The organism is Vibrio sp. Isolate25 (genome assembly GCF_022398025.1).
Classification (GTDB): Bacteria; Pseudomonadota; Gammaproteobacteria; order Enterobacterales; family Vibrionaceae; genus Vibrio; species Vibrio coralliilyticus_A.
In genome coordinates this window covers 319,151-343,528 of record NZ_JAKEUT010000001.1, presented here as the reverse complement: position 1 = coordinate 343,528, position 24,378 = coordinate 319,151, and the positions used below count along the sequence as shown (strand labels likewise).

The window sequence follows — 24,378 nt, the reverse complement described above, 5'->3', positions numbered from 1 at the left end:
CCAGCATCATGCTGGCTATTTTTTTATGTGTAGCAAATAACTATGGCACTCAAACCCACCATTTATAAGTTTCGTATCTCTCTCTCGGACACCAACCGAGATGTGTACGACTCCCCACAACTCACTATTGCGCAACATCCCTCTGAAACGATTCCAAGGATGGTTGCTCGTATATTGGCTTATTGTATTAAATATCAGCCTGAGTTGGCTTTTACTAAAGGTCTATCATCGATTGAAGAACCTGATCTCTGGATAAAGGATCTAGATGATTCTATTTTGCACTGGATTGAAATCGGTGAGCCTTCGCTGGATCGTATTAAGAAAGCGACACGCTTAGCCAAACGAGTGGATATATTCACATTCACAAGTAAGTCCGATGTCTGGTGGGAGCAAACAAAGAATAAATCCCATCAGTACGACGCTCATATTTATCGCCTCAGCTCAGAGGGTATTGAGTCTTTATCAGAAGTGGTTGAACGTGGTATGGATTTATCAATTATGATTACTGGCAATAGCCTCTTCATTGACTGTGATAAAGGCTCATTTGAAGTTCAGATTGAGACACTGCAATCCAATGACTGATCTTCATCAGGCATTTGCGTCGATAGGTGCCGATGCCATTACCGCAGTAGCCGAAAACCCAGCCCTGTGGCAACAGTTTTTGCAACAACACACTGCCTTATTCGAGAAAGTGAAGCAGCATAAACCAGACAGTGCAGACGAATCCCATTTACTCGGTATTATGACCAAAGCACATATTGAATGTCTGTCACGTGTTGCGGTCAATCGCGAAGCCGTCAAGGTCATGTGGCAAGCACTGCACGAAAACCTCGATACAGACAACGCTAAACGCTTTGAATATCAAGATTACCAGATGCTGACTCTGGTTACTCATGTATGGCTCTACGTCCAAGGTTACCTCAAAATGGACTTCAGCCTTGCTAATGACCATGCTGAAACAACAGCACAATTACAAGGTGACTTATCTGGTTTGGACGTAGACACGATTCGAACTCAGTTTCTTGCCAGTTATTACCTCGGTTCAGACAATTCTCCGATATCAGAGCCTCACCATCCGATTTGGGGCTGGTTTAAAAAGATCTTCGGCTAATCCCTCAAAGGGCTTCCTTTTTAGGAAGCCCTTTTTGACCTTTATAGATAGGCGTGAGGACCGAAGACCTCATAATGAATACGATCTCGCGACACGCCCAATTCCTCTAATTGTTTAACCATGACTTCCATGAATGCGACGGGACCACACAGGTAAAAGTCGCCGCGGCTGAGTGGTAATTCGGTTTCCACTGCAGACAAGTTCATCTGACCTGAGAAATGCGCTTGGCCATCCAGGTACCAGGTATATTGCTGCCAGCTATTCTCTCTAACCAACTGCTCTGTCTCTTGCTTAAACGTATGCTGGTCAGCACTGTGACATGCATAGAGGTAAGACACATCTTTTTTGCCCATATCTGCCAATGTTTGCAACATCGCCTGAATTGGCGTTGCGCCAACACCCGCCGAGATAAGGACAACTGGTGCCTCTTTTTCCTGATAATAAAAATCACCTGCTGGCGCATACAAATGAAGCGTATCGCCTTCACTCACTTCTGCGTGCAAGAAATTAGACACTAGACCATGATGCTCTCCCACTTCACGCTTCACAGAAATACGGTAGTTTTTGCCGTTAGCTTTTTGCGACAAAGAATACTGGCGAATCTCGTTGTGCTCACCAGAGGAAGGCTTCACTTCTACCCCCACATACTGACCTGGGTAGTAATCTAGAACATCACTACCATCCACTGGCTCAAGCACAAAACTGGTCACAAATTCTGATTCTGGCTGCTTCTTCTTTACAACAAACTCTCGTGCGTTTTCCCAACCGCCCACCGCTTGTTTACGCTGAAGGTACAGCTCCCCTTCACGATCAATAAATACTTTTGCTAAAAATAGGTAGGCCGCTGTCCAAGCTTCTTCCACTTCTTTAGTAAAAGCCTCTGACGCCAATTCTCGTAATGTTTCAATCAAGTGGTGCCCTACAATTTGATAATGCTTCGCTTGAATATTAAAGCTAGTATGCTTGTGCGCTATACGTTCAACTGCGGAAGTCAGTGCATCAAGGTTTTCGATATTCTTCGCGTAAGCCGCTATGGCTTCAAATAGCGCAACACTTTGGCGACCGGTTTTCTGATGCGTCATATTGAAAATATCTTTAAGCTCAGGGTTGTGCGAAAACATGCGTTGGTAAAAATGCTGTGTCAAAGCCGGGCCCGCACCTTCAAGCAAAGGAATAGTACTTTTTACGACTTCGATATGTTGATTGTTGAGCATTTTCATTTTCTCCTCATATGGGTATTATCTTTTTCCCCTTCCAAGAGCACAATTGATGCCAAGTTGGAACATGGCCTAATCAATTGGATTATCAAGCATTATTCGTTATTAAAAAGTCATAGTGACACTGTTGAACCATGTCTAAATGACTCTATAATAAAATAATCACATAATGATACTGGTTACTTTTACTTCATTCTATTCTCAGCCAACGTAAACTACGTATTCAGGAGCCTAGCTGTACCATGCAAGATATTTCAGTATCAACTCTGATTGATATGACAATCGGCCTAGCAACAGGTCACAATGAACATGACCGTTTCAATAAATTGCTTGATGCTATCCGAAAAGCTATCCAGTGTGACAGCGTTGCATTGCTCTCCTTACAAGGAGACACCTTGGTGCCCCTCGCGATTCAAGGGCTAACAAGGGATACATTGGGGCGCCGCTTTAGAGTCGATGAACACCCTAGGTTTGAGGCCATTTGCGCTTCAAAATCCGCTGTACGCTTCGATGCGGATTGTGAACTTCCTGACCCATTCGATAACTTACTTCTTGATTGCGATGGTGATTTACCCATGCACGCCTGTATGGGCTTACCCTTACTGTATGCTGACAAGTTACTTGGCATTTTGACTCTCGATAGTTTGACCCCCAATGTTTTTGACCAGATCCCTACTCGCAGTTTAGACGCTCTCTCCGCAATCGTGGCCTCGACTCTCAAAGTTGCGATGACTGTCAGTCAGTTGGAGCAGCAAGCCAAACAGACTCAACAACGATTTGAAGAACTCAATGAAGATGCATGGGAGCGCGAAGGGGGAGAGATTATTGGCGCAAGCGATAAGATGGCTACGTTAAAGTCCGATATAGAGGTCGTTGCTCCATCCAACTTCAACATTCTGATCAATGGCGAAACAGGGGTAGGCAAAGAGTTGGTCGCGCGCAGTATTCACCATTTGTCTCATCGTCGTAAACAGCCTCTGGTCTACGTCAACTGTGCAGCCATCCCTGAGAACTTAGTTGAAAGTGAATTGTTTGGGCACGTAAAAGGCGCATTCACTGGGGCTGATAAATCACGGCTGGGCAAATTTGCGCTTGCAGATGGTGGTACCCTGTTTCTCGACGAGATAGGTGAACTACCACTTGCCGCACAAAGCAAAATCCTTCGGGCTTTACAGAACAACGAAATCCAGCCGGTTGGTCAGGACAAGGTCGAGACAATCGATGTGCGTGTGCTCGCAGCGACTAACCGTAATTTGAAGGAAGAAGTCAGCCAAGGTCGTTTCCGTTCCGATCTCTACCACCGCCTCAGTGTTTACCCAATCAACGTACCGCCGCTTCGTCAGCGAGAAGGGGATATTGTCCTGTTAGCCGGTTATTTCCTAGAGCAAGCTCGTCGCAAGCTAGGTATCGTCCAAATCAAGCTAGGGAAAGAAGCTCAGCTGTTACTGTCGCGCTACAACTGGCCGGGTAACGTAAGAGAGCTAGAACATGTAATCAACCGCGCCGCTCTAAAAGCTCGAGCGAGAGGTAACAACCGTAAGCTGATCACCGTTTCTATTGATGATATAGGCGAACTCCATTCTCTCCCTGTAGAAGACTCCGTGGTAATCCCTAACTCAACTGGGAGCATGCCAACCATCGACTGGACTAAAGGGCTGCGCGAGTCAACGGAAGAATATCAGCGACAGCTCATCACTCTTGCCCTGACCGAAGCAGAGTACAACTGGGCAAAAGCCGCACGACAACTAAAAACCGACCGAGCAAACTTAATTAGACTGGCAAAACGACTGGGTATAACAGTCACTAAGCAGCACAAGATAAGTACTAATTAATCGGTAACTTGGGTACAATGCCAACGCTCATTATTAGCAATACAAAAGTGGGGCAACACCCACACTGAAGTCGTACTATTTATCTGTATTTTAAAGGAATATTATGAAGTTTATCCGTTGGTTCCTTGGCCGTATTATCCTCTTGCTTAACTTTGTATTTTCACCAAAAGGGGTGAAGCGTTCACAAGAAGAGCAACAAGCGGTCAATGAAAAAGCACAATCGCTTGCCTTGTACCAGTTTGAGGCATGCCCATTTTGTGTGAAAGTTCGCAGAGCTATGAAGCGTCAATCTGTCAATATTGAACTGCGTGATGCGAAAGCAAACCCAGCCCACCGTTCAGAGTTGGAAGCTGGTGGTGGCAAAGTGAAAGTACCTTGCTTAAGAATTGAAAAAGAAGGCAAAGTGGAATGGATGTACGAGTCTTCTGATATTGTTGCCTACTTGGAACAAGAATTTGCTTAAACCACAATCAGGAAAGTGCCATGGATGTCATTCCTCTGGACATTGCCAAAATTAAAGCGATTGTCTTTGATCTGGACAACACCTTGGTCAGCTCAAACCTAGACTTTCAGTGGTTAAGAGCTCAAGTCGGCTGCCCAAGGGACGTCGACTTGCTCACTTTTATCGACAAGCTGGGTTGCTCTCATTCGGCGCTTAGAGCGAAACAGCTGGAGCTGGTACTGCAGCACGAATTGGATGATGCCGAACACTCAACTCCCATGCCTGGATGCCTCGCACTACTGGACTTTATTGCATTCAATCATCTCCATACTGCGATTATTACTCGCAATTGCCAACAGGCTTCCCAACGTAAAGTTGACCACAATCAGCTCAATATTTCTCGTATCATCAGCCGTGAACAGTTCCCACCTAAACCGGCGCCAGATTCATTGCTTGCACTCGCCAGAGAGTGGCAATTGCCCCCAGAGCAAATCCTTTATGTGGGTGACTATATGTATGACTTGCAAGCGGCAAGCAATGCGCGTATGCCATCTTGTCTCGTCACTCACGGTAAGCCAACCACATTCAATCAACACGCTTCATTGAGCGTGGATCATCTGCATGATCTCCTCGATTTGTTCTTAGACAAATATCTACAGACAGTTGAAACCATTTCGTCAGCCACCAAAAAGTAACCAATGGTTAAAAGTTGATCGATATGCCACAATAAAACTTTCAGTCTACGATCTGCGAACTGGATAATGTCAAAAAATAAAGTTTTAGTGCTCTATGCACACCCCTCTCAACGACGTTCCGAAGTTAACCAACCGCTGTTTCAAGCCAGCCAAAAAATTGTAGGGGTAACCGCTGTAGACCTGTATTACGAATACCCCACTTACAACATCAACATTGATCGTGAGCAGCAACGCTTAATCGATCACGATGTTATTGTGTTCCAATTCCCACTGTACTGGTATTCAACGCCTTCCATCTTAAAGGAGTGGCAAGACTTGGTACTGGAGTACGGGTTTGCTTACGGCCATGACGGTACAGCCTTACATGGCAAGAAATTCCTATGTGCACTGACGGCTGGTGGTCAGGAAGAGGCATATCAATCCGAAGGCTACAACCACTTTACCATTCGAGAGCTACTTCATCCTCTAGAGCAAATGGCAGCCCTTACAGGAATGGATTACCTAGCGCCATTTGCTTTATTTGGCTCACGTACTGCGAAAGAAGATGGGCGTATTAAATCCCACGTGCAGGCTTGGCAACATTTACTGGGCGCCTTAGTCGATGACAGAGTTGATTATCACAAGGCCGCGGAGGTAGAGAAACTTTGCCACTGCCTTGATGAAATTATTGTTGGAGGCGTTCAATGACCAGCTATTTCCTACAAGCATTCATCTACCTTATTGCTGCCGTGATCGCCGTTCCTATCGCTAAGCGGCTGGGCCTTGGTTCAGTGCTCGGTTACTTGATTGCAGGGGTAGTCATTGGCCCGATAATAGGTTTGGTTGGCGAAGAGACCACCACTATTCAACACTTCGCTGAGTTTGGCGTGGTTATGATGCTATTTTTGGTTGGCCTAGAGCTGGAGCCTAAAATGCTCTGGTCAATGAGAAACCGCCTATTGGGCTTAGGCGGCTTACAAGTAGGCGGCACTGCTGCTGTGATTACGGCAATCGCCCTCGTCTTTGAGCAACCATGGACAATTGCCCTCGCGATTGGTTTGATTTTCGCTCTTTCCTCAACCGCTATCGTCCTACAAACCTTTAACGAGAAAGGGCTGAACAAAACCGAAGGCGGGCAAAATGCCTTCTCGGTATTGCTTTTCCAAGATATTGCCGTTATTCCTATGCTGGCTTTTATCCCGTTATTGACCCTCCCTGAGTTGGTCGAACAAGCACAGCATGCCGTAGGCACTGCGGCAAAGCATCATGACGAATTGAGCTTGGTTGCCGGATTGCCTGGATGGGCATACGCCTTCGTGATTGTCGGTTCAGTGATCGGTTTGGTCGTCGGTGGACACTATTTAAGTCGGCCATTATTTCGTTTTGTCGCAAGCTCAGGGCTTAGAGAGATTTTCACTGCGACGGCTTTGATGTTAGTGGTTGGCATTGCAGCACTAATGAGTTTAGTCGGGCTTTCTCCTGCTCTTGGGACTTTCCTTGCAGGTGTCGTTCTGGCCAACAGTGAGTTTCGACACGAGCTGGAGTCCAATATCGATCCTTTTAAAGGCCTGCTGTTAGGTCTGTTCTTCATTACTGTTGGCGCAGGCATCAATTTTGGCATACTGTTCAACGACTTCTTTTTTATCATCAGCTTAACTTTGGGGGTTATGCTACTAAAAGCGGCCATCCTGTATTTGTTAGCACTTATCTTTAGAATCAGAAACAGCAACCGCTGGCTATTTACACTCAGTCTTGCACAGGCTGGTGAATTCGGTTTCGTGTTACTCAGTTTCACAGTGCAAAATCACGTCATTCCACAGGATGTTGCGCAAACTTTGTCTCTGGTAGTAGCACTTTCTATGTTCCTTACTCCAGGGCTCTTTATCTTATTTGATAAAGTAATTTTACCTCGCTTCGAGCTTGAATCGAATGATCGTGAAACAGACAATATCGAAGAGAAAGGCACCGTTATCATTGCTGGTATTGGTCGATTTGGACAAATCGTTAACCGTTTATTGGTGGCCAATGGGGTTAAAACGGTTGTCCTTGATCATCAAGCGGCACAAATCGATGTTGTACGTCGGATTGAAACTAAAGCATACTTCGGTGATGCCACTAGGCCAGACATGCTACATACTGCAGGTATCGAAGAGGCCTCTATGCTGGTTATCGCGATTGATAACCCAGAAGCAAGTGTCGAGCTGACTAAATATGTCAAACACACCTATCCTAAGGTAGCAGTGTTAGCCCGGGCGTTTGACCGAGGCCATGGATACTTGCTACGTCAAGCCGGTGCTGACATTATTGAGCTTGAAACCTACCATTCTGCCCTTGAACTTGGATCCCAGGCCTTGAAAAATCTTGGTTACCACCCATTTCATGTAGAGCAACAAAAAGCCGCCTATCGCCAAATTGAGGACAAAAAATCTGACGCGCTTTATCAAGCTTGGGAAGACGACTCTGAGGGCGAGCGATTTGACAACAATTACCGAAAACTCTTCATGCACCTTGAAGAACAAATAAAGCAGGCGATGAACACTGATCGCTCAGACAAGCACGAAACTGGTGAGCGAGGTTGGACACCGCCCCCCAAAGGTTACGCTGAAGAGTTCAAAGAAGAATGATTTCAGACCGGGGCAATGCCTCGGTCTTTTATTTTACCGAATGATTAAACAATATGACTGCTACATACATTGAAACATCCCCATCTCTGGGGCAACAACTATTCAAGATGACTTGGCCGATGTTATTTGGCGTGTTGTCTCTGATGAGCTTCCAACTGGTTGACAGTGCATTTATTGGCCAACTCGGGGTGTTGCCACTTGCAGCACAAGGATTCACATTGCCGATACAAATGATCATTATCGGTATTCAAGTGGGGCTGGGTATCGCAACAACGGCTGTCATTGCGAAGGCGATAGGAGCCAGAAAAACACGCTTTGCCCACCAGCTTGGCGGTTTAGTGATTGCGATAGGAACCATCGGTGTTGCCATTATTTCAGTTCTGATCTATCTGATACGTGTTCCTATTCTTCAGTTACTCAGCGCTCCTGAAACAATCTACCCTGTTATCGATAGCTATTGGCTCTACTGGCTAGCCAGTGCATGGACCGGAGCTCTACTCTACTTCCTTTACAGTGTTTGCCGAGCCAATGGTAATACTATGCTGCCAGGCACGATGATGATGGTCACCAGTGTACTTAATCTTATACTGGATCCAATTTTCATTTTTACTCTCGATCTCGGGCTGAACGGCGCTGCCATCGCGACCATTATCGCCTTTGGTATCGGTATCCTGATCGTTGCACCTAAGGTCACACGTAAACGTTGGATGAGCTTTGACTGGAGTGATCTCGACATCATAAAGAGTGTGAAATCTATTGGTAATATCATGGGGCCAGCAATGATAAGCCAACTCCTTCCCCCTCTTTCGTCGATGCTAGCTACAAAATTACTCGCAGGATTTGGTACTGCCGCGGTTGCCGCATGGGCACTGGGCTCCCGGTTTGAATTCTTCGCCATTGTCTCGGTGTTAGCCTTGACTATGTCCATGCCACCGATGATCGGACGATTACTCGGGGCCAAAAACATCGCTGATATTCGCCGCCTGGTCATCATTGCTAGCCAGTTTGTGGTCGGATTTCAACTGCTGATTGCGTTGCTGACTTGGCTGTCGGCAGATTGGCTAGCCTCTCTAATGACCAGTGAAGCGCAGGTCTCTGAGATCCTTGTTTGGCACCTACTAATCGTCCCTTTCAGTTTAGGGCCACTCGGAATATGTATGTTGATGGTTTCCATTGCCAATGCACTCGGTAAGTCTTATACAGCCTTAACCATCTCAGCGCTTCGCCTTTTCGCCTTCTTCCTACCTTGCCTATGGTTAGGTGCAAAAATAGGTGGAATTGAAGGGCTTTTTTGGGGAGCTCTCGCTGGGAACATATTCGCTGGAGCGAGTGCATGGCTAATGTATCAAAAAGCCCTGAAGCAAATTGAAGAGAAGCTGGAACAATAGAACAGATTGCGGCTACCCACATTTGGTTTTATCTGGCAACAAAAACGCCCCAAAACGAGTGATACAACACGCTGCCAAGCAATATGCACATCTTGTTTCTTCAGTTTTTTTGATGAAGTACAACAGGATAGGCTGATGACGTACTCCTAAGAACATCGTATGATTCAGCCTATTATTTTTTTAACACAACGATTATGGCTTCAAAATCCCACCACCCTATACAGGGCGCGAGCTGGATGCTCACTGCAGGCTTGGCTTTTGCGTTGGTAAACAGCCTCGCACAAATCGCCAGCATCAATTTTGGCTTATCTTCGACAACCGTTGCTTTCATTCAGTATGCGATCGCATTAGTTGTGATTCTACCTTACCTAAAAACGCTAGGTATTAGACGCTCCTTACGCACAGAGCATCTCGGCTGGCATATTTTCCGTGTCTTTCTTTCTGTGATTGGTATTCAACTTTGGCTATGGGCACTCGCCTATCCTGTACCAATTTGGCAAGGCATTGCCCTATTGATGACTTCACCGCTGTTCGCAACCGTTGGCTCTGGCCTGTTCCTAAAAGAAAAGGTCGGGCTCGCTCGCTGGAGCGCGACACTCGCTGGATTCATTGGTGCAATGATCATTCTTGAGCCTTGGTCTACTGATTTTAGCTGGGCAGCATTACTACCCATTGGCGCCGCTTTCTTCTGGGCTTGCTATTCCTTAATGGTTAAGAAACTGTCTTCTAATGACTCCCCCTCTACCATGGTGGTTTATCTGCTCCTTCTTATTACCCCTTTTAACATTCTACTGGCTATCCCTGACTGGCAGACACCCTCTGGCGGGACTATTTGGCTTGTGCTGTTCGCCGCTGGAGCACTGACTGCATTAGCTCAATGGGCTATTGTAAAAGCGTATTCCGTGGCCGATGCATCGTTTGTTCAACCGTTTGATCATGCAAAATTACCACTCAATGTGCTAGCAGGTTGGATCGTGTTCAGTTGGGTACCACCAGGTAGACTGTGGTTAGGAGCCGCGATCATCATTGCATCTGTCGCTTTTATTACTCAATGGGAATCAAAAAATCCCGCAAATTGAAATAAATATCAGCGCGCGCCGTTCTATTAGTTAAAGGCATTTAAGGGAGAGAGCTCTATGACAGATCCAATCAAAGTAACACTATATCGCTGGGCCGGTAGTTGGGGACCGTTCAGTGTAAAAATTCCATGTGGCGAATGCACCCTGACCAAAGACATTCTCAAAGATACATTTGAGAACGAATTGGCCGATGTTCCCGTTGAATTGGAAGTGAAAGATTGGCTCTCTCATTGGTGGGAACCGTTGAAGGTTGGAGCTTGGCATGCTCCTATTCTTATGGTCGAAGGCAAAGTGGTCAGCCAAGGTGAAGCATTGAATCGCGGAGTGTTGGTACAGTCTATTATCCAAGAGTGGACCAAACGCGATACGTTGAAAGGGAACATTGTCTATGGAAAAGCGACCTGCCCTTACTGCGTGAAAGCCAAGAAGTTACTTGATGACGCTGGGATTGATTACCAGTATCACGATGTCGTTAAAGACAGTGCGGCTCTGTATCGCATGATCCCGGAGGTGAAAGCCATTATCGGAGAAAAAACACCAGTAACCGTTCCTCAGATCTGGCTTGACGGTCATTACATCGGTGGCGCCGACAATCTGCAAGCTTGGCTAGCGGAAAAAGGGTTAAGTGGCGTACCCGACAATGTGGTCACTATGGATAACAACCAAAGCTCCGTTGGTTAAAAAGAAACAAAGCCCCAAATATGGGGCTTTGTTTTTACAGAAAACGTAAACTCGACTATTTAGCGCGTTTGGGTTGTTGGTACGTTTTACCTGCGGCCTGATAGGTGTCTTTACGCTTTACATCGAACATTACTTCAAAGAACCAAGCAACAAAGCGAATCACGTCATCGCCTTCGTTCATCACATGCTCAACGTATTCTTGTTCTTCACCCTGCTCATTTTCTTGCATCGTCACATGGTAAATACGCTGTTCACCGTCAACTTCTGCCAAAGCGAACTGACCAGTAAGAGACTGCGCCGCCTCAGCAATGTCTTCATTTTCATGTTGTTTCAACACTTCAAGAACTTGCGGTAGCTTCTCTTTTGAACAAAGTGCCGTGACTAATTCTTCGAACTGTTTATGTTCCATCGTCGACCTCTCAGATCGTCTTTTCAATTATTGGGGCGCATTGTATCAGCCACCCAACGCCTTTCAAGCAAACTCTTGTTGGGTAGTAGCCTTAACTCGGCTTGAGTAAAGCACCATTGCCATGATACTGGCTGATACCATATAGAACATACCTAATGCAGATTGACTCTGTATCCAATTTTCAACTAAATACCCCCCCAGTACACCAGCAAGACACATCTGAATGGAGCCAGTCAGGGCGGACACAGAACCTGCTTGCCTTTTATGAGGAGCGAGTAACAGGCTGATTGACAAAGGGAATGATAAGCCTTGTGCTATGGTCATCCAAGTGAAAGACCAGATAACATTAAACAGGGTAAAGCCCGTGAAGATTAACCATCCTCCAGAAGCCATCATGATAAAAATGGCCAACGCCATAAGCTGCTGGGTACTTAAATAACGGTTCAAAACATTTAAAGCCAGTGTCCCTACGAGTAATCCTGCAGACGGAATAACCATTACCGAACCGTACTCTGCGGCGGTTAACCCCAACTCATGCTGTAACATAAATGGCATAACTGATAAAGAAACCAGACAAGCGAGGTAAGTCGTCCAGTTATAACTCGCACTACTGAGCACTTGTTTGTTCGTCATCAATTTACCGTAGTTCTTCACCACTTGCCTGATTTTAAATGGGGAACGACCATAACTCATAGTCTCAGGTAAGATGAGGTAACCCAATATAAAAATTGCCGCCAAGTAGAGCAGAACGAATATGAATACCGCTTCCCAACCTAGATAGAATGCCACCCAACCACCAAACACCGGAGCAATCACCGGCATAATAGAGGCGGTGACCGAAACATAAGAAAGGGCCTTGGTCAGCTCCGAACCGTCATAACAGTCGCGAAGTACACTTCGTCCTAGGACCGAAGCACTTCCCGCCCCGAGTCCTTGTAGCAAACGTCCAAACACCAGCATCCACAAGTTATGAGAGAACAGCACACATATTACCGTCCCGAACAGATAGACTCCTTGTCCAAGGAGAAACACGGGGCGACGCCCTATCGCATCGGATAGCGGGCCATAGAACAGTTGAGAAGCCCCAAAACCGACTAAAAATAACGTCACAAGAAGCTGTACGTCAGCTTGATTGATCTGCAACGTTTCGCTGATCATAGGTAAGGATGGTAGATAGATACTCACGCCGACTTGGCCCGTTGCAATTATCATCATCGCCAGCAAAATTGGCGTTTTCTTCATAGCCTCACCTCGTTGCATCTGTATGCAATAAAGTTTAAATTCGTTGCTGATGAATGATAATATCCTCAATTGGAAACTGATTATTTCCTGATAAGAATCAATTGGAGAATGCCATGGACTGGATACAAAGTGTTCAAAGCTACATACGAGTAGTGGATGAAGGCAGCTTCAACGGGGCAGCCAGAAAGATGAACACTACTAGCTCAGCTATCAGTAAACGTGTCCATTGGCTCGAAGAACGTATTGGCGTGCAGTTACTTAAGCGGACAACTCGAACCGTCACCCAAACGGAAGCAGGTGCTTTATTTTATGAACGAGCGAAGGTCCAAATAGAAGGTTGGCAATCCATCGTAGATGAAACCCGCTCAGTCAATCAGACACCCGCTGGGCTGCTTAAGATCGGGGCAACCATTGCCGTTGGTTCTAAATTTCTAGTTCAGTATCTGAATGATTTTCTGCAAATGTACCCTGACATTCGCATTCAGTTAATCACCACTACTCCCGGCCAGCTACCTGAGCTCAGCCTAGATCTGTTCATCAGCCGTGAGATTGAACAACTTAACTCACTGAGTTTCAAAGCTTCAGCCCTTTTCGAACATAAAGCAGGATTTTATGCCTCTCCAGACTATCTAGAAAAGTATGGTGAGCCCAAAACCATAGAAGAGCTGACAGCACACAATGCTTTGATATGGGGAGAACGGCCTCATCGAGAAATCACATTGACTAATGGCAAAAAAATAGTGTTATCGGGTAATCTTGCGACCACTAACCCGGAAGCGCTTTTTTATGCCGCCAAAAATGCCATGGGCATTTTAATTTCCAATGATGTCATGATCAAAGATGAGCTCAAAACCGGCACATTGAAGCGGATTCTTCCCCGAATAACCGCAGATGAAGCCACCGTTTACGCTTATTATCCGAAGCTTGACTACCAACATACCCGAACCAAACTATTTCTGGATTACTTAAAGGAACGTTTGGCCAAAGAGCAAGGACAGGCTCATTGAATCCAAAAAGATTTTATTGATTTGAATTATTATGAGACATGTACCATATTTTAATTGAACCAATACCAACAAATAAGTGATTTCAATCACGATAAGGTAGGTTAATTAAATGGCTAGGTTACAAGGAAAACCCGCATCTATTGATTTAGATGTGGTGAATAAAACGCTCCAGCTCGATGGTTCAGCGCTGCTGGATCAGGTCACCCTTGCCCTAAACAAACATTTTGAATCCTTTTGCACTTGTATCATTGAAATTGATAAATTCAATTTTAATGCGCATACCTTGTCCTATGCATGTAATCAAACTCTGAATAAACCGACCTCATATTCTCTACAGGGCACCCCTTGTGCCCATGTCAGTAAATCCGAGCTCGATTATGTCCTATATGCCAGTAATGTGGAGCAAGACTTCCCTGAAGATGTGTATATCCGAGACCACCAGTTACAAGCCTATCTCGGTGTGCCTTTGAGGACACGTTCAGGTGATGTACTCGGTGTATTGCTTTCTACATTCAAGGCTCCTATTGAAACCAGCAAAGAGCTCATTTACTACCACACTCTTTTTGCGCACGTCATCGTGCACAGTTTGAGAGCGAAGTGGCTTTCCGCCCGATCTGAAAGCTTGGTTAATCAACTAAGTTATGAAGTCTCGCATGACAACCTTACAGGCTTACTCAATAGAAGCTTCTTGTCAGACAAATTGGAAAGATTATCAGAAACCAGCAGTGATTCATTCACACTCGCTTACGTCGATATCGACAGCTTTAAATCCATCAATGATTTATATGGTAATTACGTTGGCGATCAGGTCATTAAGTTTGTCGCCCATGCTATCGAGTCATCGATACACGACAAACAACTTGCCTTTAGAATTGCTGGTGATGAATTCGCATTTATCACTTACAGCGGCGATCCACTTGAAGTATGCAGAAACATTCTCAGTAAGCTAGAGCCGGGGTACAAAGACCCTGCCCACAACATTAAAGTCAGTGTCAATATAGGTATTGCACGCAGAACGGATAAGAGGCTGACTGCTGACCAATTAATTCTCAACGCCAGTTTAGCGTTAAAAGATTGCAAACAATCGAGGAACTCTCAGGTTCAATGCTATGACACCCACTTAAGTGCACAATACTACCGACGAACTATGGTGATTGACGCGTTACGTAACGAACTATCACCAGCGAACCTAAACCCATGTGAAATTTATGTCTTAGCACAACCGATTGTGCGCCGTAATCATAGTCATTGGGATTATTTTGAAATTCTAGCCAGATGGGAGAGCAGTGAATTAGGAATGATTTCTCCATTAGAATTCATTGAAGCTGCCGAACAGTCAGGGCTCATTATAGAGTTGGGAGAGCGTATTATCGACCTTGCTTGCCAAGCAAAAAAAGAGCTCGAGCAAGGGCTAGGCTATAAAGTCAAACTAGGTATCAACTGCTCCGCCCATGAACTCAATGATACTAATCGCTACTTGGAACATCTCACTTCAACAGTAAGTAAACACGGCTTTAAGCCTGAAGAGTTCACGATTGAGCTGACTGAAACTGTACTACTGTCACAAACCAATGAAGTAAAATTCATACTTGAGCAACTACGTTTGCTTGGTTTCACCGTCGCTTTGGATGACTTTGGTACTGGATACTCAAGCCTTAATTATATTCACAACTACCCAATTGACTGCATCAAAATCGACGCTACTTTCATTCGCAACATGCTAAGTAATGAAACCTCTGAACGTGTCGTCTGGCTCATCATTCAGCTGGCAAAACAGCTCAAGGTCGATCTGGTCGCCGAAGGGGTGGAAAACAAAGAAGCGTTAGATAAGTTGCACGATATGGGTTGTAGCCAAATACAAGGTTATTACTACTCACGTCCAGAAAAACCAAAGGCCATCATTAAAGCACAAGCTAAACATTCAGTACCCAGTGAGCAGCCTGCGGTAGTAAATATGTTCAAATCATAAAAAGTAGTAAGTGGAAGGCGTCAGAAGGGAAGCTCAAGCTGCATAATAACATCACGTTCATAGTCATCATGCCAGCGATAGTCCAAGCGTAACCTTGGCTCACCAAGTTTCTTTTCACCGAAGCCAAGGCTTAGTTGTAACCCATGACTCATAATCCAATCTTCAGTTTCGGACACATGGACTTGCTCTTCCAATTCAGACGGCATCCAGACCCCGATTCCGATATAGTTAGAAGCAAGGCTTTGGCTTAAAATAGGGCTGGTCTCAGTTTGTAGAACCCAATCATCCCAATAAGAGGAATAATCAGCCGAAGACTCTTCCGACACCCATTGTTCAAAAGCATCTAACTTATCTGCCGTGTATTGAATACCATCGAGTAACGAGAAGCAGACGCCTTGCTGAGAATGAAACAACACCGAATCCGATTGATAGTCAGTACTATACAGCTCACATCCATCCGCAGCATAAGAAACCAACCCCATCAGAAATATCAGTAAAGGCCCTTTCATTCACCACCAAAATAATTAGTACACCATTCTCTTAATAATACTCTCTTTCGACCAATAATTGGTAAACTTTTGGTGTCACAAGTGAGTGAATGTCTTTCTTATCGCTCAAAGCCCTTCTTATGTCCGTACTACGCACTTTCACCGTTTCAGGACATGCCATGACTGACCATCGACTCAATATTTCATCTGCTTTATAAAATTTAGCAAAATTAAATAGGTTATCCGGCCCGATAACAAAGGTGATGGCACATTCAGGGAACTGACGCTGTAGTTCCGTTAACACAGCAAAGGTTGTCACGCTCTGCTCTGGTTTATAGAGCACTTCCTCTACGCCGCTTCGTTCGACGTTACTCGACTGTAGATCTTCAATAAATACATCAACTAGCTCGCACCGAGCTTTGTAATCAAGCATCTCTTTTCCCCAAGCATGTGAAATGCTAGGAATCAAAAGCACACGATCAAAATGAGTGAGTGATTCAATAACACTCTTGTGTCCAAGGCTGGGCGGGTTAAAAGCACTACCGAATACAGCGATTTTGTTCATTTTCTTTCCTGATAAATGTGAATTCATTGTTCACAGTTTTCTAATTTGTTCATTTAGGTATGATACTACCATCATTTTCTTAAAATCATTGCTTGCAGGAAGGAAACATCATGGAACAGCTCATCCGCGACGAGATGCGCGTATTGCCGTCAATCGACCCTCAATTCGAAATCTCGCGTCGTGTTGAATTTATTAAGCGCAAATTGCAGGAAGCAGGTTGCAAAGCATTAGTTCTTGGTATCAGTGGTGGTGTCGATTCGACAACATGTGGTCGCCTAGCTCAGATCGCCATTAATGAACTGAATGAAGAAACAGAAGGTGGGTATCAATTTATTGCTGTACGCCTCCCTTACGGAGAGCAAAAAGACGAAGATGAAGCACAAATCGCCTTGCAGTTCATTCAACCCTCACAATCGGTTTCTGTAAACATCAAATCAGGCGTTGATGGTTTACACGCAGCCTCTCATGAGGCGCTTGCACACACCAACCTTCTTCCAACACAAGCCTCCAAGATCGATTTCGTCAAAGGCAACGTAAAAGCGCGAGCTCGAATGGTCGCTCAATATGAAATTGCTGGTTATGTGGGTGGCTTGGTACTAGGCACAGACCACTCAGCAGAGAACATTACTGGCTTCTATACCAAATTTGGCGATGGGGCTTGCGATCTGGCACCATTGTTTGGTTTGAGCAAGCGTCAAGTCCGTGAAGTTGCTGCGACGCTAGGAGCACCTGAACTACTGGTGAAGAAAACGCCCACCGCTGATTTGGAAGAGCTTGACCCACAAAAAGCGGATGAAGATGCGCTGAACTTAAGCTACGACCAAATTGACGACTTTTTGGAAGGCAAGCCTGTCTCTCAAGATGTCTCAGATAAGCTTGTCGCGATTTATCAAGCAACTCAGCATAAGCGTCAACCGATCCCTACCATATACGACTAACCAAAACGGGAGCTCAAAGCTCCCGTTTTACTCACGCCAGAAAACTCTACACTCTTTCTTCTAGTGCCACATTATTATTGGCCCACAGCAGTGCCTGAAGGCGGTTCTTAGCATTTATTTTCTTAAAAATATTGTGTAAGTGCGTTTTCACCGTATTCTCACTCACGAACAACTCGTCAGCGATTTGGAGATTGGAAGCTCCATGTCCAAGCAAGCGCATGATCTCTTTTTCTCGTTTGGTAAGATTGGCATAAGCTTGTGATGTGGTAACACTATTTGCACAGCGAAAATGCTCGATATAATCTTGAGCAACTTTTCGTGATAGCCACATTTCGTCTTTCATAATCTTTTCCATGCCCCTGAGTAGCAAAGAAAGATCATCATCAATATAAAAAACACCCACTAAATTTCGCCATTTGAATAGCTGGGTCGAGGGGACATCTTTCGGACAGTTAATTACGATTTCTTTCGGATTCTTAGTGCTTAATGAGCGGATCTGACTGTAACCATCAAACTTCTCATCGTTCAGGTAGTGGTAGTCAAACAGAATGTAATCGCCTAGGATAGATGTCTTGCCTTCACATGCTTCAAGCTCTTCAATTGGAACAATCGATACATTTAATTGAATGCCTTGCTCTAAAGAGTCTTTAAACAATTTGGATTGCATGCTTATATCTGAAAGAAAGGTTATCTCGTGAGTACATTGATTTGCCATCTGCGAACTCTCCGGCTCAACTTATTATGTAATTTAAAATTATCTTTTAGTTATAAATAGTCAACACGACAAATCATTAATAGATGCTCACGCGCACTATTTGAGGCGGAGGTTTCAAATAATTATAGTGTTTTCTCATTTATGATACTTATTTAAATCTCAATTATGCCTAATTAAGCTGGTTGAAACGCCTCCCTCTCAATGCGAACACTGCGATTATCAGCCATACAGCAAAGTTAACGGCTCCACCGCTACCACCATCAGAGCGAGCACTCACACTGTTATCGACATTACTATTCAAGACACGGTTACCATTGATTGTGGTGACGTAATACTTGGGTGTAACCTGCCCATTCATAACACTATTGATCCAGCCAGTATAGTCATAGACATCCGTGAATACCGAAGTCACATTGAATGCCGTGTTACCACATAAACTCGGGCCAAAACTGGTGATACCAACCTGTATGTACTGGCTCCCATTATACCAATAGACAGGGCCCCCCGAATCACCACTACAAGTGGAGTTTTGATAACCTCCAGATTCAGGACCACCAAAACAGATCTGCTTGTCCGTCAGCTTACTACCATACTCAGATTGACAACTACTCAGAGAGATATATTCCAAAGAGGTTTCCAAAAGTTGAGTCCCACCTGCGACATTACCTTCAATGTATCCATGACCAATTGCTTTGTAATCTGCGGGGCTGGGGAAACTGTTATTGATCGAAGTGTTGAGGAGAGAGGTGTAATTAGATACGGAAAGTGGCGTCTCAAGTTTAATAATGGCAATGTCATTAGGCCAAAGCTCAGAACTTGAATCAATATAATCATCCGGATAATAAAATTCTTCTGCTTTGGCCTGCTGAGTGGACAAGAAGTTCGATTCATCCTCCAATTGGGGGACCACCACGGTATACAACATAGTACTTTCATTGTCATAAATACAATGAGCAGCAGTTAAGACAAACTGGCTATTAAGCATAGTGGCACCACAATAACTCGACGTACTGTAGGTGTTGCCGTTGCGATAAAACAGGCTGGCAAAAGAAGGGTAATTAGTAATGTCCGCGTTACTGCCATTCACGATGTAAGGCGAAATTTCCATCGCCAGTAATCGGGAGCTAACCAGTATCAGGCTAAGGAACCAAATTGGCTTTTTCATCTTCCCGTCTCCCTTTCGCAACCATCAACTTTAAGTTTAGCTTACGAAAGGGCAACGGGCTGGATTCTAACTTGTTAGTTTTCTTCTAAATAGAGTTGCCCCGATAAATAAGAAAGATAGGAAGCCAAGAGAGCCACCGCCGCTAGAACTAGGGTTAAGAAATGAATTTCGCTTTGCATCCGTCGCAGTTGCTTTAGGAAGTTCATTCCCATCTAGAACGGACTGTATCCAGCTGGAATGGTGAGTGACTTCTGTGAATACCGAATTTGGTTCTATGCTGGTGTCTCCACAAGTTGTTGGACCAAAACTAGTAATTCCAACTTGTTTATTATTCCAATAAAGAGGGCCCCCGGAGTCGCCTTGACAGGTCGCATTATCTAACCCCAAAGATGTAGCTGCTCCAGTCATACACAAATTATTAGAAGTATCAGCATTGCTATAAACCTGACAATCCGAGTTCTCTATAAAACTGAGTTGTGTTTCTTGAAGCGAATTAGCCCAATCTATATTTTGTTGTGTATTTCCATGTCCAACAGCGTAGAAATCAACCGATGGAGTAACTCGATAGCTCACTTCATCGGCATTAACTGCGAGTTGAACATAGTCACTAACCGCAGTAATTGGAGATGATAATTTTAAAATCGCAATATCATTCGCAAGAGTGTCATCATTATAGTCATCTGGATAGTAATATTCACTGACCATCACTCTTGCTATAACAGAATATGGAAAATCTGTTTCATACTGTAACTGGGGAACAACTGAGGTAAAAAGCTGAGCCTCTTCACTGCCATACACGCAATGAGCGGCAGTAAGTACATGTGAACTATCTAGAAGTGTTGCTCCACAGTAGGGACTGGTGCTGTAAACTCCATCATAATTTAGTCTGTCATAAAAAAGGCTAACAAAAGAGGGATATTTGGTCGCGCTGATATCGGTACCATTAACAATATATGGAGTCACATCCGCAGCATAAGCTTGGAATGTGGCGGCTAAACCGACTAACAAAGGTATTTTTTTCATACTACTTATCCTAAATATCAAGCGCTAGATTTTACCCAACAAAAGCATAAAAAAAACCTCTCTAAAAAGAGAGGTTCATCATAAATTAACATATTAATCAAAAATACTATCACCCACGGTAATAGCGTTGTGGAACAAATGGCATTTTTTCAATCGTCATAGGCAGTTTCTTACCACGAACATCTGCAAACAGCTCAGTGCCAATAGTTGCAAGATCTGCGCGAACGTAAGCCATTGAAACCGGCTTTCCAGCACTTGGGCCTGCTGTGCCGCTTGTCACAATACCGACTTTGTTGTCATCAGCGTCAAACAGCTCAGCACCTTCACGTACAGGCGCTTTCGTCTGGCCGACTAGGCCTACACGCTTACGTGATACGTCTTTAGTTTCAATCTGTTTAAGGATGATATCCGCACCAGGGAAACCACCAGCGCGCTCGCCATCTGTACGACGAATTTTCTGAATACCCCAAAGAAGGCTTGCTTCTACAGGTGTCGTCGTTGTATCAAGGTCGTGTCCGTATAGGCACAGACCACACTCTAGACGAAGTGAATCACGTGCACCAAGGCCAATCCATTCCACTTCTTCTTCCGTTGTTAGCTTCTGCGCAAGTTCTTCTGCATGCGTGTTCGGCACAGAGATTTCGTAACCGTCTTCACCTGTGTAGCCACTGCGGCTAACGATGCACTCAACACCTAGGATGTCTAACTTCTTCACATCCATAAATAGCATCTCGGCAACTTCTGGGTTGAAGCGCTTAAGCACATCGACTGCTTTAGGGCCTTGAAGAGCCAGCAAAGCGCGATCATCGATGATCTCTAGTTCTACACCTGCAGGTAAGTGAGCTTCAAGATGATTGATGTCTTGCTCTTTACATGCTGCGTTAACCACAACAAATAGGTGGTCACCTAAGTTGGCCACCATTAGGTCATCCATGATGCCGCCTTCTTCATTAGTAAAGAAAGCATAGCGCTGGTTACCTTGTGGCAGGTCAATGATGTCAACTGGAACTAATGACTCAAGAAATGCCGCAGCACCTTCACCGTGTAAACGAAGTTGTCCCATGTGAGACACATCAAAAAGCCCTGCTGCGTCGCGAGTATGTAAGTGCTCTTTCTTTACACCCAGTTTGTATTGGACTGGCATGTCATAGCCTGCGAAAGGAACCATTTTCGCACCAGCTTCTACGTGAAGCGTATGAAGTGGTGTTTTGAGTAGATCTTGAGTCATTGTTGTCTCCATTTAATCAGGTTCGTTTTCCGTTCAAGGAAACCTTGTTTCCAATAATAAACACGAGCGGAGAATTTTTGCACCACTAACAGCAGGGGAACAGTCTAAAGTGTGACATTTAACATCATATTCACATTCGGCGCACCAAAAAGAAAACGCCATTTCAGGCTATCTCTGCCTGAAATGGCGCTATTGTACTTATATAAACGACAAAAGCAATCGTTTGCTTTCACTATACGAAATTCTTTATAAATCGCATTATTTAGCAGTCACCCACAAAATATTAGCGTCTTTTTCGCTGGTCGAGATCAGCATATGCCCCATATTCGCGTCATAGTAAACACTGTCACCTTCACTCAATTCTACCGGTTCGTAAAACTCCGAATAGAACATGACTGAACCGGACAAAATCAGCAAAAACTCTTCACCGTCATGACGTACCCAATCACCGTACTCTTCAAAGTTTCGCGCATGAACTTGGCTTTTAAAAGGCATCATTTTCTTATTGGAAAGCTGAGTCGCCAAGAGCTCATGTTCGTAGGTCGGTGTCGGGTGTGGTTTTCCCTGCTTATTCTTAGTGATATCCCTACGTCCTGTTGCCACCTTTTTTCTAGGTGGTTCAAAGAGTTGAGGCATATCTATCTGCAATCCAATCGCCAATTTTTGCATCGCCTGAAACGTAGGAGAAATCTGCTCATTCTCAATCTTGCTCAAGGTAGAACGCGCCAGCCCAGTACGTTGACTTGCCTCTTCCAGAGTAATCCCCAACTTACCACGAATATCCTTGATTCTCTCGCCCAATTTTAGGGGTTCGATATTTTGATCGGCAGCTTCTTTCGCCAATGTCAAAGATGGGTACTCATCATAGATATCTTCGGGCATGTTTCCCTCTTATTAAACGTCCACTTCCTGTTCCATTTTCATTGTGCACGAACATCATCAGAGTGGAAAGGTGAGCACAGGAAATAAACCGTGCTCTTGGTAACAATTTTAGAAACCATGTTTCCAATAGGAAATTTTTGGTTGATTGTTCTTGTAACAACCGCTATGTTACCAACTTGTTAGTTGTAGAGATGCGATTTCCGAGCTGACTGATAGATTGATTTAACAGTGAGATTCGGCTTTTCCCCGAGATTTGACACATCGCTTAGGGGTATAGAATTCACCCTGTCTTCGGTGCTTGAGGGCAGTAAACAGAAAGAGGACTAACGAGAACGATAACCCTATTAATAATCTCGTTAGCACGAATGGAAGGTCATCTACCATGAACAACACTTACCAAAATCACAGCCTAGAGAACTTTTTCTCGACTAATCTTGCTGCTACAGACGACGCGGTTTTCGCAGGTATCCAAGCGGAAAACACTCGTCAGAACGAACAAATCGAGCTCATTGCTTCAGAAAACATTGTTTCTAAAGCAGTGATGCAAGCTCAAGGCACTTGCCTAACCAACAAATATGCAGAAGGCTATCCTGGTCGTCGTTACTACGGCGGTTGTGAACATGTTGATACCGTAGAAGCCATTGCGATTGAACGTGCTAAACAGCTGTTCAAATGCGATTTTGCTAACGTTCAGCCTCACTCAGGTGCACAAGCAAACGGCGCAGTTAAACTTGCTCTGCTTCAACCTGGCGACACTATCCTTGGCATGTCTCTGGATGCTGGCGGCCACCTAACTCACGGTGCGCGCCCTGCTCTTTCTGGTAAATGGTTCAATGCCGTTCAGTACGGTGTGGATCGTGAATCACTAGAAATCAACTACGAAGATGTTCGTGCTCTAGCCCTTGAGCACAAACCAAAAATGATCATCGCTGGTGGTAGTGCTATTCCTCGTACTATCGACTTCGCAAAATTCCGTGAAATCGCTGATGAAGTTGATGCGATTCTAATGGTTGATATGGCGCACATCGCAGGTCTGATTGCAACTGGTGCTCACCCTAGCCCACTACCACACGCACACGTTGTCACAACGACAACGCATAAAACATTGCGTGGCCCACGCGGCGGTATGATTCTGACCAACCACGAAGACATTATTAAGAAAATCAACTCGGCGGTATTCCCTGGCCTTCAAGGTGGCCCACTGATGCACGTTATCGCAGCTAAAGCCGTCGCTTTCGGTGAAGCTTTGGGCCCTGAGTTCAAGACTTATATTGATTCGGTGATCAATAACGCAAAAGTTCTCGCTGAAGTGTTGCAAACTCGCGGTTGTGACATTGTGACTGGCGGAACAGACACGCACCTAATGCTGGTGGACCTTCGCCCTAAGGGCTTGAAAGGTAACAAGGCTGAGGAAGCGTTGGAACGTGCGGGGATCACATGTAACAAAAATGGCATCCCATTCGATTCAGAGAAGCCTATGATTACATCGGGCATCCGTTTGGGGACGCCTGCGGGAACAAGCCGCGGCTTTGGCGCTGAAGAATTCAAACTCATCGGTAACTGGATTGGCGATGTACTGGACGGATTGGTGAACAACCCTGAAGGTGACGCAGAAGTAGAACAACGCGTTCGCAAAGAAGTGAAAGCGCTGTGTAATCGCTACCCACTTTACCAATAAACAATTTAATCAAAGTTATAT

24 protein-coding genes are annotated in these 24,378 nt (G+C 44.8%); 14 read left to right on the top strand and 10 right to left on the bottom strand.

What is annotated here, in order from left to right; translation table 11 throughout:
• The first annotated feature begins 42 nt into the window (after positions 1–42).
• Together L1D15_RS01500 and L1D15_RS01495 are read left to right on the top strand one after the other, a co-directional pair.
• Positions 43–582, top strand: coding sequence for a YaeQ family protein (locus L1D15_RS01500; RefSeq protein WP_239863735.1), 540 nt, complete (start codon positions 43–45; stop codon positions 580–582).
• On the top strand, positions 575–1,111 hold the full coding sequence (locus tag L1D15_RS01495; protein WP_239874440.1) for a hypothetical protein: 537 nt from the start codon (positions 575–577) through the stop codon (positions 1,109–1,111). Before L1D15_RS01500 ends, L1D15_RS01495 begins: the two co-directional genes overlap by 8 nt.
• 41 nt (positions 1,112–1,152) lie before the next feature.
• Here L1D15_RS01495 and hmpA read toward each other — a convergent pair whose 3' ends face one another.
• Positions 1,153–2,325, bottom strand: coding sequence for an NO-inducible flavohemoprotein (gene hmpA / locus L1D15_RS01490; RefSeq protein ID WP_239863733.1), 1,173 nt, complete (start codon positions 2,323–2,325; stop codon positions 1,153–1,155).
• A 245-nt stretch (positions 2,326–2,570) separates the two neighbouring features.
• Between hmpA and norR the strand changes: the two genes are divergently transcribed.
• The 8 genes from norR to L1D15_RS01450 all read left to right on the top strand — a co-directional run bounded on the left by norR (position 2,571) and on the right by L1D15_RS01450 (position 11,048).
• Positions 2,571–4,160, top strand: a complete 1,590-nt coding sequence (gene norR / locus L1D15_RS01485) for a nitric oxide reductase transcriptional regulator NorR (RefSeq protein WP_239863732.1) — start codon at positions 2,571–2,573, stop codon at positions 4,158–4,160.
• Between the two features lie 103 nt (positions 4,161–4,263).
• On the top strand, positions 4,264–4,623 hold the full coding sequence (locus L1D15_RS01480; RefSeq protein ID WP_239863731.1) for a glutaredoxin domain-containing protein: 360 nt from the start codon (positions 4,264–4,266) through the stop codon (positions 4,621–4,623).
• Positions 4,624–4,643: 20 nt separating this feature from the next.
• Positions 4,644–5,297, top strand: coding sequence for an HAD family hydrolase (locus L1D15_RS01475; RefSeq protein ID WP_239874439.1), 654 nt, complete (start codon positions 4,644–4,646; stop codon positions 5,295–5,297).
• 66 nt (positions 5,298–5,363) lie between these two features.
• Positions 5,364–5,984, top strand: a complete 621-nt coding sequence (locus tag L1D15_RS01470; protein WP_239863729.1) for an NAD(P)H-dependent oxidoreductase — start codon at positions 5,364–5,366, stop codon at positions 5,982–5,984.
• On the top strand, positions 5,981–7,900 hold the full coding sequence (locus tag L1D15_RS01465; RefSeq protein ID WP_239874438.1) for a monovalent cation:proton antiporter-2 (CPA2) family protein: 1,920 nt from the start codon (positions 5,981–5,983) through the stop codon (positions 7,898–7,900). The genes L1D15_RS01470 and L1D15_RS01465 overlap by 4 nt, the downstream gene beginning before the upstream one ends.
• A 53-nt stretch (positions 7,901–7,953) precedes the next feature.
• The gene (locus tag L1D15_RS01460) at positions 7,954–9,288 is read left to right on the top strand and encodes an MATE family efflux transporter (protein WP_239874437.1); all 1,335 of its coding nucleotides are present in this window, start codon (positions 7,954–7,956) and stop codon (positions 9,286–9,288) included.
• Positions 9,289–9,482: 194 nt separating this feature from the next.
• Positions 9,483–10,367 (top strand): DMT family transporter, encoded by an 885-nt coding sequence (locus L1D15_RS01455; RefSeq protein WP_239874436.1) that lies wholly within the window; start codon positions 9,483–9,485, stop codon positions 10,365–10,367.
• A gap of 57 nt (positions 10,368–10,424) precedes the next feature.
• The gene (locus L1D15_RS01450) at positions 10,425–11,048 is read left to right on the top strand and encodes a glutaredoxin (RefSeq protein WP_239863725.1); all 624 of its coding nucleotides are present in this window, start codon (positions 10,425–10,427) and stop codon (positions 11,046–11,048) included.
• A 55-nt stretch (positions 11,049–11,103) separates the two neighbouring features.
• Here L1D15_RS01450 and L1D15_RS01445 read toward each other — a convergent pair whose 3' ends face one another.
• Both L1D15_RS01445 and L1D15_RS01440 read right to left on the bottom strand, forming a co-directional pair.
• Entirely contained in the window at positions 11,104–11,457 is a 354-nt protein-coding gene (locus L1D15_RS01445; protein ID WP_239874435.1) for a hypothetical protein, read from the bottom strand.
• Between the two features lie 63 nt (positions 11,458–11,520).
• The gene (locus tag L1D15_RS01440; protein WP_239874434.1) at positions 11,521–12,699 is read right to left on the bottom strand and encodes a multidrug effflux MFS transporter; all 1,179 of its coding nucleotides are present in this window, start codon (positions 12,697–12,699) and stop codon (positions 11,521–11,523) included.
• Positions 12,700–12,812: 113 nt separating this feature from the next.
• On the opposite strand from L1D15_RS01440, the gene L1D15_RS01435 reads away from it, so the two are divergent.
• Together L1D15_RS01435 and L1D15_RS01430 are read left to right on the top strand one after the other, a co-directional pair.
• Positions 12,813–13,706 (top strand): LysR family transcriptional regulator, encoded by an 894-nt coding sequence (locus tag L1D15_RS01435; protein WP_239874433.1) that lies wholly within the window; start codon positions 12,813–12,815, stop codon positions 13,704–13,706.
• Between the two features lie 109 nt (positions 13,707–13,815).
• The gene (locus L1D15_RS01430) at positions 13,816–15,675 is read left to right on the top strand and encodes a GGDEF domain-containing phosphodiesterase (RefSeq protein WP_239874432.1); all 1,860 of its coding nucleotides are present in this window, start codon (positions 13,816–13,818) and stop codon (positions 15,673–15,675) included.
• Between the two features lie 20 nt (positions 15,676–15,695).
• On the opposite strand, the gene L1D15_RS01425 is transcribed toward L1D15_RS01430, so the two are convergent.
• Positions 15,696–16,184 carry a hypothetical protein gene (locus tag L1D15_RS01425; RefSeq protein ID WP_239874431.1) on the bottom strand — a complete coding sequence of 163 codons (489 nt, stop codon included), beginning with the start codon at positions 16,182–16,184 and terminating at the stop codon, positions 15,696–15,698.
• A gap of 31 nt (positions 16,185–16,215) precedes the next feature.
• Positions 16,216–16,728 carry a nicotinate-nicotinamide nucleotide adenylyltransferase gene (locus tag L1D15_RS01420; RefSeq protein WP_239835469.1) on the bottom strand — a complete coding sequence of 171 codons (513 nt, stop codon included), beginning with the start codon at positions 16,726–16,728 and terminating at the stop codon, positions 16,216–16,218.
• Positions 16,729–16,838: 110 nt separating this feature from the next.
• On the opposite strand from L1D15_RS01420, the gene nadE reads away from it, so the two are divergent.
• Complete coding sequence (nadE, locus tag L1D15_RS01415) at positions 16,839–17,666, top strand: ammonia-dependent NAD(+) synthetase (RefSeq protein ID WP_239874430.1); 828 nt, start codon at positions 16,839–16,841, stop codon at positions 17,664–17,666.
• Between the two features lie 46 nt (positions 17,667–17,712).
• Here nadE and L1D15_RS01410 read toward each other — a convergent pair whose 3' ends face one another.
• The 5 genes from L1D15_RS01410 to L1D15_RS01390 form a co-directional block, all read right to left on the bottom strand.
• A complete protein-coding gene (locus tag L1D15_RS01410; protein WP_239835471.1) occupies positions 17,713–18,381 on the bottom strand; it encodes a LuxR C-terminal-related transcriptional regulator in 669 nt (222 codons plus the stop codon).
• Between the two features lie 169 nt (positions 18,382–18,550).
• On the bottom strand, positions 18,551–19,546 hold the full coding sequence (locus L1D15_RS01405) for a trypsin-like serine protease (RefSeq protein WP_239874429.1): 996 nt from the start codon (positions 19,544–19,546) through the stop codon (positions 18,551–18,553).
• A gap of 66 nt (positions 19,547–19,612) precedes the next feature.
• Complete coding sequence (locus tag L1D15_RS01400; protein ID WP_239874428.1) at positions 19,613–20,569, bottom strand: serine protease; 957 nt, start codon at positions 20,567–20,569, stop codon at positions 19,613–19,615.
• Between the two features lie 109 nt (positions 20,570–20,678).
• On the bottom strand, positions 20,679–21,797 hold the full coding sequence (gene gcvT, locus L1D15_RS01395) for a glycine cleavage system aminomethyltransferase GcvT (protein WP_239874427.1): 1,119 nt from the start codon (positions 21,795–21,797) through the stop codon (positions 20,679–20,681).
• 258 nt (positions 21,798–22,055) lie between these two features.
• Positions 22,056–22,679 carry an XRE family transcriptional regulator gene (locus tag L1D15_RS01390; protein WP_239874426.1) on the bottom strand — a complete coding sequence of 208 codons (624 nt, stop codon included), beginning with the start codon at positions 22,677–22,679 and terminating at the stop codon, positions 22,056–22,058.
• Between the two features lie 382 nt (positions 22,680–23,061).
• On the opposite strand from L1D15_RS01390, the gene L1D15_RS01385 reads away from it, so the two are divergent.
• Positions 23,062–24,357 (top strand): serine hydroxymethyltransferase, encoded by a 1,296-nt coding sequence (locus L1D15_RS01385; protein ID WP_239863708.1) that lies wholly within the window; start codon positions 23,062–23,064, stop codon positions 24,355–24,357.
• Positions 24,358–24,378 lie beyond the last annotated feature (21 nt).